11 protein-coding genes and 2 pseudogenes are annotated in these 11404 nt (G+C 71.2%); 8 read left to right on the top strand and 5 right to left on the bottom strand.

Going from position 1 to position 11404, the window contains the following annotated elements; all coding sequences use genetic code 11:
* The first annotated feature begins 169 nt into the window (after positions 1-169).
* Both ACWCV3_RS16865 and ACWCV3_RS16860 read left to right on the top strand, forming a co-directional pair.
* The gene (locus tag ACWCV3_RS16865) at positions 170-847 is read left to right on the top strand and encodes a response regulator transcription factor (RefSeq protein WP_451223940.1); all 678 of its coding nucleotides are present in this window, start codon (positions 170-172) and stop codon (positions 845-847) included.
* A gap of 76 nt (positions 848-923) precedes the next feature.
* A complete protein-coding gene (locus ACWCV3_RS16860) occupies positions 924-2189 on the top strand; it encodes an ATP-binding protein (protein ID WP_451223937.1) in 1266 nt (421 codons plus the stop codon).
* Here ACWCV3_RS16860 and ACWCV3_RS16855 read toward each other — a convergent pair.
* Positions 2186-2671 (bottom strand): GtrA family protein, encoded by a 486-nt coding sequence (locus ACWCV3_RS16855; RefSeq protein WP_451223934.1) that lies wholly within the window; start codon positions 2669-2671, stop codon positions 2186-2188. The genes ACWCV3_RS16860 and ACWCV3_RS16855 overlap by 4 nt on opposite strands.
* 218 nt (positions 2672-2889) lie before the next feature.
* Between ACWCV3_RS16855 and ACWCV3_RS16850 the strand changes: the two genes are divergently transcribed.
* Genes ACWCV3_RS16850 through ACWCV3_RS16840 form a run of 3 tightly spaced genes read left to right on the top strand, consistent with a single transcriptional unit; the run spans position 2890 to position 5765 of the window.
* Positions 2890-4062, top strand: a complete 1173-nt coding sequence (locus ACWCV3_RS16850) for a 5-(carboxyamino)imidazole ribonucleotide synthase (RefSeq protein WP_451224162.1) — start codon at positions 2890-2892, stop codon at positions 4060-4062.
* Positions 4059-4580 (top strand): 5-(carboxyamino)imidazole ribonucleotide mutase, encoded by a 522-nt coding sequence (purE, locus tag ACWCV3_RS16845; protein WP_451223931.1) that lies wholly within the window; start codon positions 4059-4061, stop codon positions 4578-4580. The genes ACWCV3_RS16850 and purE overlap by 4 nt, the downstream gene beginning before the upstream one ends.
* 6 nt (positions 4581-4586) lie before the next feature.
* Complete coding sequence (locus ACWCV3_RS16840; protein ID WP_451223928.1) at positions 4587-5765, top strand: dipeptidase; 1179 nt, start codon at positions 4587-4589, stop codon at positions 5763-5765.
* On the opposite strand, the gene ACWCV3_RS16835 is transcribed toward ACWCV3_RS16840, so the two are convergent.
* Both ACWCV3_RS16835 and ACWCV3_RS16830 read right to left on the bottom strand, forming a co-directional pair.
* Positions 5762-5935 carry a hypothetical protein gene (locus tag ACWCV3_RS16835; protein WP_451223925.1) on the bottom strand — a complete coding sequence of 58 codons (174 nt, stop codon included), beginning with the start codon at positions 5933-5935 and terminating at the stop codon, positions 5762-5764. The two genes, ACWCV3_RS16840 and ACWCV3_RS16835, sit on opposite strands and share 4 nt — an antisense overlap.
* A gap of 271 nt (positions 5936-6206) precedes the next feature.
* Positions 6207-6317: pseudogene (locus tag ACWCV3_RS16830) on the bottom strand (oxidoreductase); the annotation flags it as partial.
* 9 nt (positions 6318-6326) lie between these two features.
* On the opposite strand from ACWCV3_RS16830, the pseudogene ACWCV3_RS16825 reads away from it, so the two are divergent.
* Positions 6327-6545 (top strand): annotated as a pseudogene (locus ACWCV3_RS16825) (CGNR zinc finger domain-containing protein); the annotation flags it as partial.
* Between the two features lie 108 nt (positions 6546-6653).
* Here the strand turns inward: ACWCV3_RS16825 and ACWCV3_RS16820 are convergent.
* Positions 6654-7997, bottom strand: coding sequence for a UDP-glucose dehydrogenase family protein (locus ACWCV3_RS16820; RefSeq protein WP_451223922.1), 1344 nt, complete (start codon positions 7995-7997; stop codon positions 6654-6656).
* 179 nt (positions 7998-8176) lie between these two features.
* On the opposite strand from ACWCV3_RS16820, the gene ACWCV3_RS16815 reads away from it, so the two are divergent.
* Positions 8177-9337, top strand: coding sequence for an acyl-CoA dehydrogenase family protein (locus ACWCV3_RS16815; protein ID WP_451223919.1), 1161 nt, complete (start codon positions 8177-8179; stop codon positions 9335-9337).
* A gap of 66 nt (positions 9338-9403) precedes the next feature.
* On the opposite strand, the gene ACWCV3_RS16810 is transcribed toward ACWCV3_RS16815, so the two are convergent.
* Positions 9404-10669, bottom strand: coding sequence for an LCP family protein (locus ACWCV3_RS16810; protein WP_451223916.1), 1266 nt, complete (start codon positions 10667-10669; stop codon positions 9404-9406).
* Between the two features lie 119 nt (positions 10670-10788).
* Between ACWCV3_RS16810 and ACWCV3_RS16805 the strand changes: the two genes are divergently transcribed.
* Positions 10789-11337 carry an acyl-CoA thioesterase gene (locus ACWCV3_RS16805; RefSeq protein WP_030814401.1) on the top strand — a complete coding sequence of 183 codons (549 nt, stop codon included), beginning with the start codon at positions 10789-10791 and terminating at the stop codon, positions 11335-11337.
* Positions 11338-11404 lie beyond the last annotated feature (67 nt).

Genomic DNA, 11404 nt, shown 5'->3' with positions numbered 1-11404 from the left:
GGACTTGAGACACGGATCACAGGTTACGAGGGAACCGCGCGACCTGTTTCCAAGGTGCCGTCCGTGATCGCATCGCACCGTCGCTGGTTTGTACTTGCAGGGTACAAAGGTAAGAGCACTGCCGCCGACCACACCCCGGCCCCACGCGCGGGCGGTCTACCATCAGCTCATGACCCGTGTACTGCTCGCCGAGGACGACGCGTCCATCTCGGAGCCGCTGGCCCGCGCCCTGCGCCGGGAAGGTTACGAGGTCGAGGTGCGCGAGGACGGCCCCAGCGCGCTCGACGCCGGACTCCAGGGCGGGGTCGATCTCGTCGTGCTGGACCTGGGACTGCCCGGCATGGACGGCCTGGAGGTCGCCCGTCGGCTGCGTGCCGACGGCCACACCGTGCCGATCCTCGTCCTGACCGCGCGCGCCGACGAGGTGGACACCGTCGTCGGGCTCGACGCGGGTGCCGACGACTACGTGACCAAGCCCTTCCGGCTCGCCGAGCTGCTGGCCCGGGTCCGGGCCCTGCTGCGGCGCGGCGCGGCCGAGCCCCAGCAGCCGCCGGCCACCCACGGGGTGCGGATCGACGTCGAGTCGCACCGGGCCTGGATGGGCGAGGAGGAACTCCAGCTCACGGCGAAGGAGTTCGACCTCCTGCGGGTGCTGGTGCGGGACGCCGGGCGCGTGGTCACGAGGGACCAGCTCATGCGTGAGGTGTGGGACACCACGTGGTGGTCCTCCACCAAGACGCTGGACATGCACATCTCGTGGCTCCGCAAGAAGCTCGGTGACGACGCGGCCAACCCCCGGTACATCGCCACGGTGCGCGGTGTCGGCTTCCGCTTCGAGAAGAGCTGAGTCCCGCCCCCTGACAGGCGAGGGACACCTGTGAGGCGAGGGACACTGGGGGTCCTGAGCTTCTCCGGAGGACCCCGTGCGCCGTCGTCTCATTCAGTCCACGCTCGCCGTCGTGCTGGTGGTGATCGCCGTGTTCGGTGTCTCGCTGGTGATCGTGGAGACCCGGACGATCAGCAACAGCGCGCAGGAGCGGGTGGAGTCCGAGGCGGTCCGGCTGGCCAGCATCGTGGACAGCCGCATCCTCGCCGCCGAGAACGTCAACGCCGACGTGCTGCGCAATCCGGTCAGCAAGACCCAGTACGCGGTGATCCGGATGCCCGGCCGGGCCCCGATCGAGATCGGCAGCAGGCCCCAGGGTGATGTCATCCACTCCACGCAGCGCGGCGAGGAGGGCGAGACGGTCACCGTGCAGGAGCCCCGCTCCGCCGTGACCCGCGAGGTCGGCCGCACCCTGCTGATCATCGGCCTGGTCGCCCTGCTCGCCGTGATCGCGGCCGTGCTGCTCGCCGTGCGCCAGGCCAACCGGCTCGCCTCCCCGCTCACCGACCTCGCCGAGACCGCCGAACGTCTCGGTTCCGGCGACCCCCGCCCCCGGCACAAGCGGTACGGCGTCCCCGAGCTGGACCGGGTCGCCGACGTGCTGGACTCCTCCGCCGAGCGGATCGGCCGCATGCTGACCGCCGAGCGGCGCCTCGCGGCCGACGCCTCGCACCAGCTCCGTACGCCGCTGACCGCGCTGTCCATGCGGCTGGAGGAGATCACCCTCACCGACGAGCCGGACACGGTGAAGGAGGAGGCGACCATCGCGCTGGCGCAGGTGGAGCGGCTGACCGACGTGGTGGAGCGGCTGCTGACCAATTCGCGCGACCCCCGTACCGGCTCCGCCGTCACCTTCGACCTCGACGAGGTCATCCAGCAGCAGCTCGCCGAGTGGCGTCCCGCCTACCGCAGCGCGGGCCGGGCCATCGTCAGCTCCGGCAAGCGGCACCTGACGGCGGTCGGCACGCCCGGCGCGGTCGCGCAGGTGCTGGCCGCGCTGATCGAGAACTCGCTGATGCACGGCGGCGGCACGGTGGCCCTGCGCACCCGGGTCACCGGCAACCAGGCCGTGATCGAGGTCACCGACGAGGGCCCCGGCGTCCCCGCCGACCTCGGCGCGCGGATCTTCGAGCGGACCATCAGCGGCCGCAACTCCACCGGCATCGGCCTCGCCGTCGCCCGTGACCTCGCCGAGGCCGACGGCGGCCGTCTGGAGCTGCTCCAGACGCACCCGCCGGTGTTCGGCCTGTTCCTCTCCCGCACCGCCCCGGCACACAAGGGCGAGGAGGCCACGGTCCGCTAGCGGACCCGCTCCGAGCTGTCCGGCTCGTGCCGGGCCACCGGGTCCTTGCCCGGCTCGCTGGGCAGGGCACGGAACACCCAGGTGCGGTACGACCAGAAGCGGAACAGCGTGGCCACGCCGATGCCGACGAACTTGAAGACGTTGCTCTGCAGCGGGGTGTCCCAGCCGAACCCGTAGGTGGCGAGGTACAGCACCCCGTTCTCGATGACCAGGCCGATCACGCTGAACACCAGGAACAGCATCAGCTCGCGCGGGCGACCGCCCCGGTCGCGGTCCCGGTAGGTCCAGTACCGGAACCCCAGGTAGTTGAAGACGATGGCCACGATGGTGGCGATGATGCTGGCCCGGACCACGGGCAGATCGGACACGTGCCGGACCAGGTTGAACACACCGAGGTTGACCAGGACCCCGGCTCCTCCGACCGCGCCGAACTTGGCCACCTCACGGGCGAGCCGTTGCAGCCCCGAGGAACGACGTTCCATGGCTGTGCAGCTCCCGTCCATAGGTTCTTCTCGGCTCCGCCATGCTATCCACGCCGTCCCTGCCGTGCCCGCGCGCCGGGCCCCGGCGGGGAAACGGGTCGGCAAGAGGCGGGCAAGGGGCGGGTAAGAGATGCGCGCCCGGCCGTCCGGGACGGCGGGGCGTCCGTGCCGGTCCGCGCGGCCGATACGCTAGGGGGGTGACGTTCCCGGTAGTCGGCATGGTCGGCGGGGGGCAGCTCGCGCGTATGACGCACGAGGCGGGCATCCCGTTGGGCATCAGGTTCAAGCTCCTCAGTGACACTCCCCAGGATTCCGCGGCGCAGGTCGTGAGCGATGTCGTCATCGGCGACTACCGCGACCTCGACACGCTGCGTGAGTTCGCGCGCGGCTGTGACGTGATCACCTTCGATCACGAGCACGTGCCGACCGAGCACCTCAAGGCACTGGAGGCGGACGGCATCCCCGTCCGGCCGGGGCCCGAGGCGCTCGTGCACGCCCAGGACAAGGGCGTGATGCGCGCGAAGCTCACGGAGATCGGCGTGCCCTGCCCGCGCCACCGGATCGTGCGCGACCCGGCCGACGTGGCCGCGTTCGCCGCCGAGCTCGAGGGGAGCGGGCACGAAGTGCCCTCCGGCAAGGGCGGCGGTGGGCGACGGGCGGGCGGCTTCCCCGTCGTCCTGAAGACGGTGCGCGGCGGATACGACGGCAAGGGCGTGTGGGTCGTCGACTCCGAGGCCGAGGCCGCCGAACCCTTCCGGGCGGGCGTGCCGGTGCTGGCCGAGGAGAAGGTCGACTACGTACGCGAGCTGGCCGCCAACGTCGTCCGCTCCCCGCACGGCCAGGCCGTCGCCTACCCGGTGGTGGAGTCCCGGCAGGTCGCCGGGGTCTGCGACACCGTGATCGCGCCCGCGCCCGAGCTGGACGAGTCCCTCGCGCTGCACGCCGAGCAGATGGCGCTGAACATCGCCAAGGAGCTGGGTGTCGTCGGGCACCTCGCGGTGGAGCTGTTCGAGACCCGCGACGGCCGTGTCCTCGTCAACGAGCTGGCGATGCGGCCGCACAACTCCGGCCACTGGTCGATGGACGGCGCGATCACCTCTCAGTTCGCCAACCACGTCCGCGCGGTCCTGGACCTGCCCCTCGGCGACCCGCGCCCGCGCGCGCCCTGGACGGTCATGGTCAACGTGCTCGGGGGCGACTTCCCGGACATGTACTCCGCGTACCTCCACTGCATGGCCCGTGACCCGCAGCTCAAGATCCACATGTATGGCAAGGACGTCAAACCCGGCCGCAAGGTGGGACACGTCAACACCTACGGCGACGACCTGGACGACGTGCTGGAGCGCGCCCGTCACGCAGCCGGCTATCTGAGAGGCACGATCACCGAATGAGCCCCGTTGTTGGCATCGTCATGGGGTCGGACTCCGACTGGCCCGTCATGGAGGCCGCCGCCAAGGCCCTCGACGAGTTCGAGATCCCCTACGAGGTGGACGTCGTCTCCGCGCACCGGATGCCGCGCGAGATGATCGCGTACGGCGAGCAGGCCGCCGACCGCGGGCTGAAGGCCGTCATCGCGGGTGCGGGCGGCGCGGCCCACCTGCCGGGCATGCTCGCGTCGGTGACGCCGCTGCCGGTCATCGGGGTGCCGGTACCGCTGAAGTACCTCGACGGCATGGACTCGCTGCTCTCCATCGTCCAGATGCCGGCCGGTGTGCCCGTGGCCACCGTCTCCGTCGGCGGCGCCCGCAACGCCGGCCTCCTGGCCGCCCGCATGCTCGCCGCGCACGACGAGGACCTGCTCCAGCGGATGCGGGAGTTCCAGCAGGACCTCAACGACCAGGCCACCGAGAAGGGCAAGCGCCTGCGTGCCAAGGTCGAGGGTTCGGCCGGCTTCGGATTCGGAAAGTAGGCCCGGATGACCGCGCTGGACGAAGCCCTCGCGCTGCTGCGGGAGTTCCCCGTCGTCGACGGGCACAACGACCTGCCGTGGGCGCTGCGGCAGCAGGTGGCCTACGACCTGGGCGCGCGGGACATCGCCGGGGACCAGCGCGCGCATCTGCACACCGATCTGCCGCGGCTGCGCGAGGGCGGCGTCGGGGCGCAGTACTGGTCCGTGTACGTGCGGTCGGACCTGCCCGACGCGGTGCCGGCCACACTGGAGCAGATCGACTGTGTGACACGGCTGATCGAGCGGTACCCGGCGGAGCTGGCGCCCGCGCTGACCGCGGCGGACATGGAGGCGGCCCGTGCCTCCGGGCGGATCGCCTCGCTGATGGGGGCCGAGGGCGGGCACTCCATCGCCAACTCCCTCGGCACCCTGCGCGGGCTGTACGCGCTGGGTGTGCGGTACATGACGCTCACCCACAACGACAACGTGGACTGGGCGGACTCCGCCACCGACGAGCCCAGGGCCGGGGGACTGACCGCGTTCGGCCGTGAGGTCGTCCGAGAGATGAACCGGCTCGGCATGCTGGTCGACCTCTCCCACGTCGCGGCGACGACGATGCGGGACGCGCTGGACACCACCTCGGCGCCGGTGATCTTCTCGCACTCCTCCTCCCTCGCGGTCTGCGACCACCCGCGCAACATCCCGGACGACGTGCTGGAGCGGCTGCCCGCCAACGGCGGCATGGCGATGGTGACCTTCGTGCCGAAGTTCATCCTCCAGGCCGCCGTGGAGTGGACGGCCGCCGCCGACGACAACATGCGCGCGCACGGCCTGCACCACCTCGACACCACCGAGGAGGGCATGAAGGTCCACCGGGAGTTCGAGGAGCGCCACCCGCGTCCCGTCGCCACGGTCGCCACGGTCGCGGACCATCTCGACCACATGCGCGAGGTCGCCGGGATCGACCACCTCGGCATCGGCGGCGACTACGACGGCACCGCCTTCACCCCGGACGGCCTGAACGACGTCTCCGGCTACCCGAACCTGATCGCGGAGCTGCTGGAGCGCGGCTGGTCCAAGCCGGACCTCGCCAAGCTGACCTGGCAGAACGCGGTCCGTGTTCTGGGCGCGGCGGAGGACGTCGCCCGCGAGCAGCGCGCCGCCCGCCCGGCGTCGCACGCGACGATCGAGTCGCTGGACGGCTAGCCGTCCGCGAGGGCGGGGTGGGCGGTGCAGCCGTCCGCCCCGCCCACGTGCATCAGGTACCGCTCGCGGAGCCGGTTGAGCGGGGCGCCCCGGCGCAGCCGGGCCACCAGGTCCGGGTTGGCGATGCAGGGGCGGCCGAGGGCCGCGAGATCCGCGCCGGAGGCCGGCATCTCCCCGCGCTGCCCGGGCCACAGCCTCGGTGATGAGGCCGGTCAGAACCGGGTTGCCGATCAGCGTGCCCGGCCAGTCGGCGCGCAGCCGTCGGTACAGCTCGTCGCAGGGGTCGGCGCGGACCGCGTGCAGACAGGCGAGGCCGAGGTCGCGCAGACGGCGCACGAGGGCCGGTACAGGGCGGCGACGGTCGTCCTCCTGGATGCCGTTGACCGTGCCGCCCGGCGAGATCCGTACGCCCGTCCGCCCGGCACCGATCGCGTCGGCCACCTCCACCGCGAAGCGCACCCGCTGCTCGGGCGGCCCGCCGTAGGCGTCGGTGCGGCGGTTGGTGTTCCCGGCGAGGAACTCGTGCAGCAGATGCCCGTCGGCCGAGGGCACCTCCACGCCCTCGAACCCGGCGTCGCCGGCCCGCTGCTCTCCCGTGTCGCCGCAGCCGTCGCCGGGGCGCTCGTCGAGGGCACCTGGCAGCGGCTCAAGGCGTGTGAGGCGCCGGCCTGCCACTGGGCGTACTACGACCGCAGTCCGGCGGGCCGGAGCCGCTGGTGCTCGATGCGGGTGTGCGGTGCGCGGGCCAAGATGCGCCGCTACCGGGCCAAGGACGGGTAAGGCCCGGGGGGTTGCCCGGTCGCGGCCCCGCCCGGTGGTGCACAATGCGCACAGACGCCGGTTCGGCCGACTGAGCCTCGGCCGAACCGGCGTCGCACCCGAGAAGGGTTACGCGGTGGGGCGGCCCATCGCCCGGAAGGTCCAGCCCGCCGCGCGCCACGGCACCGGGTCCAGCGCGTTCCGCCCGTCGAGCACGACCCGCGACGCCGCGGCCTCGCCCAGCTCCGCCGGGTCCAGCTCACGGAACTCCCGCCACTCGGTCAGGTGCAGCACCACGTCCGCGCCCCGGACCGCCTCACGTGCCGACTCGGCGTAGCCCAGCGTCGGGAACAGCCTGCGGGCGTTGTCCATGCCCTTCGGGTCGTACACCGTGACCTGGCCGCCCTGGAGATGTATCTGGCCGGCCACGTTCAGCGCGGGGGAGTCCCGGACGTCGTCGGAGTCGGGCTTGAAGGTGGCGCCGAGCACCGCGACCCGCTTGCCGAGGAACGAGCCCCCGCCGAGTGCCTCCCTCGCCATCTCCACCATCTCGCCGCGCCGGCGCATGTTGATGGAGTCGATCTCGCGCAGGAACGTGAGTGCCTGGTCCGCGCCCAGCTCACCGGCGCGCGCCATGAAGGCCCGGATGTCCTTGGGCAGGCAGCCGCCGCCGAAGCCGATCCCGGCACGCAGGAACTTCCGGCCGATCCGCTCGTCGTGCCCGATGGCCTCGGCCAGCTTCACCACGTCGCCGTCGGCGGCCTCGCACACCTCGGCCATCGCGTTGATGAAGGAGATCTTCGTGGCGAGGAAGGAGTTCGCCGCCGTCTTCACCAGCTCGGCGGTCGGGAAGTCGGTCACCACGAACGGCGTGCCCTCGCCCAGCGGAGTCGCGTACACCTCGCGCAGCAGCTTCTCCGCCCGCTCCCCGCGCACCCCGACCACGATCCGGTCCGGGTGCAGGGTGTCCTGGACGGCGAAGCCCTCGCGCAGGAACTCCGGGTTCCAGGCCAGCTCGGCGTCGGCCCCGGCGGGCGCGTGCTCGGCGAGGTAGGCGGCGAGCCGGTCGGCCGAGCCCACCGGCACCGTCGACTTGCCGACCACCAGCGCCGGACGGCGCAGATGGGGGGCGAGGGAGGCGATCGCGGAGTCCACGTAGCTCATGTCACAGGCGTACTCGCCGTGCTTCTGCGGGGTGTTCACGCAGACGAAGTGGACGTCGCCGAATTCCGCCACCTGGGCGAAGTCGGTGGTGAAGCGGAGCCGGCCGGTCGAACCCTCGATGCCCGCGACGTGCGCGCGCAGCAGTTCGTCCAGGCCGGGCTCGTACATCGGGGTCTCGCCCCGCTCCAGCATCGCGATCTTCTCGGGGACCACGTCGAGCCCCAGCACCTCGAAGCCGAGTTCGGCCATGGCCGCGGCGTGCGTGGCGCCGAGATAGCCGGTGCCGATCACGGTGATCTTGAGGCTCATGGGTGCTCCAGCCGGGGTACGTCGATGATGCGGCCCCCGAGCATAGTCGTGCCTCGACCGGGGGAAATCTTCCGCTGTCGCCAAGCTCACCTATGCGGGCCGGGAGCGGCGCTCTAAACTTTCAGTTACTTAACGGTAATTAGCGGCAGTATCACAGCGTCTTTGGAGCGTGAGAGACCTTGGCCGGATCGGCTGACTTCGACCTGTACCGCCCGTCCGAGGAGCACGACATGCTCCGGGACGCCGTCCGCTCGCTGGTCGAGGCGAAGATCGCGCCGTTCGCCGCCGCGGTGGACGAGGAGGCCCGCTTCCCGCAGGAGGCGCTGGACGCGCTGGTCGCCAACGACCTGCACGCCGTCCACGTCCCCGAGGAGTTCGGCGGCGCCGGCGCCGACGCGCTCGCCACGGTCATCGTGATCGAGGAGGTGGCCCGCGCCTGCGTGTCGTCCTCGCTGATCCCGGCCGTGAACAAGCTCGGCTCCCTCCCGGTGATCCTCTCCGGCTCCACCGAGCTGAAGAAGAAGTACCTGGGCCCGCTGGCCAAGGGCGACGGCATGTTCTCCTACTGCCTCTCCGAGCCGGAGGCGGGCTCGGACGCGGCCGGCATGAAGACCAGGGCCGTGCGCGACGGCGACTTCTGGGTGCTCAACGGCGTCAAGCGCTGGATCACCAACGCGGGCGTCTCCGAGTACTACACGGTGATGGCCGTGACCGACCCCACCAAGCGCTCCAAGGGCATCTCCGCCTTCGTGGTGGAGAAGTCGGACGAGGGCGTGTCCTTCGGCGCCCCGGAGAAGAAGCTCGGCATCAAGGGCTCGCCGACCCGCGAGGTCTACTTCGACGACGTCCGCATCCCCGCCGACCGCATGATCGGCGAGGAGGGCACCGGCTTCGCCACCGCGATGAAGACGCTGGACCACACCCGCATCACCATCGCCGCGCAGGCCCTCGGCGTCGCCCAGGGCGCCCTCGACTACGCCAAGGGCTACGTCCAGGAGCGCAAGCAGTTCGGCAAGCCGATCGCGGACTTCCAGGGCATCCAGTTCATGCTGGCCGACATGGCCATGAAGATCGCCGCCGCCCGTGCCCTGACCTACCAGGCCGCGGCCGCCTCCGAGCGCGTCGACGCCGACCTCACCTTCCAGGGCGCCGCCGCCAAGTGCTTCGCCTCGGACGTGGCGATGGAGGTCACCACCGACGCCGTCCAGCTCCTCGGCGGCTACGGCTACACCCGTGACTACCCGGTCGAGCGCATGATGCGCGACGCCAAGATCACCCAGATCTACGAGGGCACCAACCAGGTCCAGCGGATCGTCATGGCCCGCAACCTGCCGAAGTAGCCGGCGACGACGAAGGCGCCTTTCCCGCTCGCCCGTGCGGGAAAGGCGCCTTCGTCGTGTACGGGCTCAGTTGCCCGAGACGGTGACCTTCTCGTCGTTCCTCAGCTCGTCCACCAGCGTCTTCACCTTCGCCTTGTCCCAGACGAGGTTGCCGCCGACGGAGCCGGAGACGGGCATGTTCAGGGACGTGCCGTCGCCGCCGTTGACGCCCTTCATCGCCCAGAACATCGAGGCCAGGTCGAACAGGCCCATGTCCTTGTCGACGCTGAGGGAGTCCAGCCCCGCGCCCATCGTCGGATAGAACTTGAAGGGGTTCAGCACGGTCGACGGGGTCGCCACCTGGTGGGCCAGCGCCGCGAGGAACTTCTGCTGGTTCTTGGTCCGCTCCAGGTCGGAGGCGGCGAAGGCGTGCCGGGTACGGACGAAGGCCAGGGCCTGCTCCCCGTCGAGGGTCTGCTCGCCCGCCTGGAAGTCGGCGCCGGAGTACTTGTCCTTGAAGCCCTTGTCGATCTTGATGTCGACGCCGCCGACCGCGTCCACGATGTTGGCGAAGCCGGCGAAGCCGATCTCCACATAGTGGTCGATGCGCAGACCGGTGTTGTACTCCACGGTCCGGGTCAGCAGGGTCGGGCCGTCCTCGGCGTAGGTCGCGTTCAGCTTCGCGTGGCGGCCGGTGGCCGGGTAGACCTTGCCCGAGGTGGAGCCCTTGTAGGAGGGGACGACCACGTCGGAGTCGCGGGGCAGCGATATCAGGGTGTCGCCGCTGGAACCCACGTGCAGGATCATCACCGAGTCCGTGCGCTGGCCCTCGGCGGACCCCGTGTGGAGTCTCTTCTTGTCCTCGCTCGTCATGCCCTTGCGGCTGTCGGAGCCGACGATCAGGTAGTTGGTGCCCTCGCCCTCCGAGGGGCGGTCGATCACCTGGGACAGGTCGACGTCCCGGTTCAGCTTGGAGTCGGCCCAGAAGTAGGTGGCCACCGAGGTGACGACCAGCACGGCGGCCAGGGTGATCGCGCCCACCTTGATCCGGCGGCCCCAGTTGGGTGCCGGACGGGGGGCGGGGGCACCCGCGGGGCCGGCCGGGCCGCCACCGCCGTACACCTGGCCGGTGTTGTAACCGCTGTCGTAGCCGTCATGGCCCTGGCCGTCGACGTACGACGACTGCCTGGGCACACCACCGCCGTACTGCGGCGCGGGAGCGCCGGGCGGCGGCGCGGCCGGGCGTCGTACCTGCCGCATCACGCGCGGGCCTTCCGGCTGCGCACCGGCGCTGCCGCGTCCGTAGCGGGGGCCGCGCTCGTCGTCGGACCATCCCTCGGGCCAGTCATTCATGCGCCCCAGTGTGCAGGGTGCCGACCGATGCCTTACAAGGGTTGTCGGAAAATCGGAGCGCCTCTGTTGCGAACCCGACATAAATTCCGCGAAAGCCGCTTCGACATAGGGTGGGGGACATGACAGACCAGGCGCCCGCCGCTTCCCCGGAGATTCCGGGCAAGCCCACTTCCGCTTCCCGCACCACCCTCAGCCACATCATGACCCACAACGACACCAACCTGCTGGGGACGGTGCACGGCGGTGTGATCATGAAGCTCGTCGACGACGCCGCGGGCGCCGTGGCGGGCCGCCACTCCGGCGGGCCCGCCGTCACCGCGTCCATGGACGAGATGGTCTTCCTGGAGCCGGTGCGCGTCGGCGACCTGGTCCACGTCAAGGCCCAGGTCAACTGGACCGGCCGCACCTCCATGGAGATCGGCGTGCGTGTCCTCGCCGAGCGCTGGAACGAGTCCGCGCCCCCCACCCAGGTCGGCTCCGCCTACCTCGTCTTCACCGGCGTCGACGCCGACGGCAAGCCCCGCCAGGTCCCCCCGGTCCTCCCCGAGACCGAACGCGACCGCCGCCGCCACCAGGAGGCCCAGATCCGCCGCACCCACCGCCTGGCCCGCCGCCGAGCCATCCGGGAACTCCGCGAACGCCGCGCGGCCGAGGGCATCACCGACTGAACGGACGCCCTCACCGGGCGTCGAGCCGGCTGCGCCGGGCCTGCGGCGCGCGCGGGCCCGCGGCTGC

It is taken from the genome of Streptomyces sp. NPDC001781 (assembly GCF_053596035.1).
The sequence above is the reverse complement of the archived record's forward strand: the minus strand, read 5'-3'. Positions and strand labels throughout refer to the sequence as shown.

What these genes read in the sequence shown, in the direction of transcription:
- ACWCV3_RS16865 (WP_451223940.1), top strand. Translation starts at nt 170, where the DNA reads ATGACCCGTGTACTGCTCGCCGAGGACGACGCGTCCATCTCGGAGCCG.
- ACWCV3_RS16855 (WP_451223934.1), bottom strand. Translation starts at nt 2,671, where the DNA reads ATGGAACGTCGTTCCTCGGGGCTGCAACGGCTCGCCCGTGAGGTGGCC.
- ACWCV3_RS16850 (WP_451224162.1), top strand. Translation starts at nt 2,890, where the DNA reads ATGGTCGGCGGGGGGCAGCTCGCGCGTATGACGCACGAGGCGGGCATC.
- purE (WP_451223931.1), top strand. Translation starts at nt 4,059, where the DNA reads ATGAGCCCCGTTGTTGGCATCGTCATGGGGTCGGACTCCGACTGGCCC.
- ACWCV3_RS16840 (WP_451223928.1), top strand. Translation starts at nt 4,587, where the DNA reads ATGACCGCGCTGGACGAAGCCCTCGCGCTGCTGCGGGAGTTCCCCGTC.
- ACWCV3_RS16835 (WP_451223925.1), bottom strand. Translation starts at nt 5,935, where the DNA reads ATGCCGGCCTCCGGCGCGGATCTCGCGGCCCTCGGCCGCCCCTGCATC.
- ACWCV3_RS16820 (WP_451223922.1), bottom strand. Translation starts at nt 7,997, where the DNA reads ATGAGCCTCAAGATCACCGTGATCGGCACCGGCTATCTCGGCGCCACG.
- ACWCV3_RS16810 (WP_451223916.1), bottom strand. Translation starts at nt 10,669, where the DNA reads ATGAATGACTGGCCCGAGGGATGGTCCGACGACGAGCGCGGCCCCCGC.
- ACWCV3_RS16805 (WP_030814401.1), top strand. Translation starts at nt 10,789, where the DNA reads ATGACAGACCAGGCGCCCGCCGCTTCCCCGGAGATTCCGGGCAAGCCC.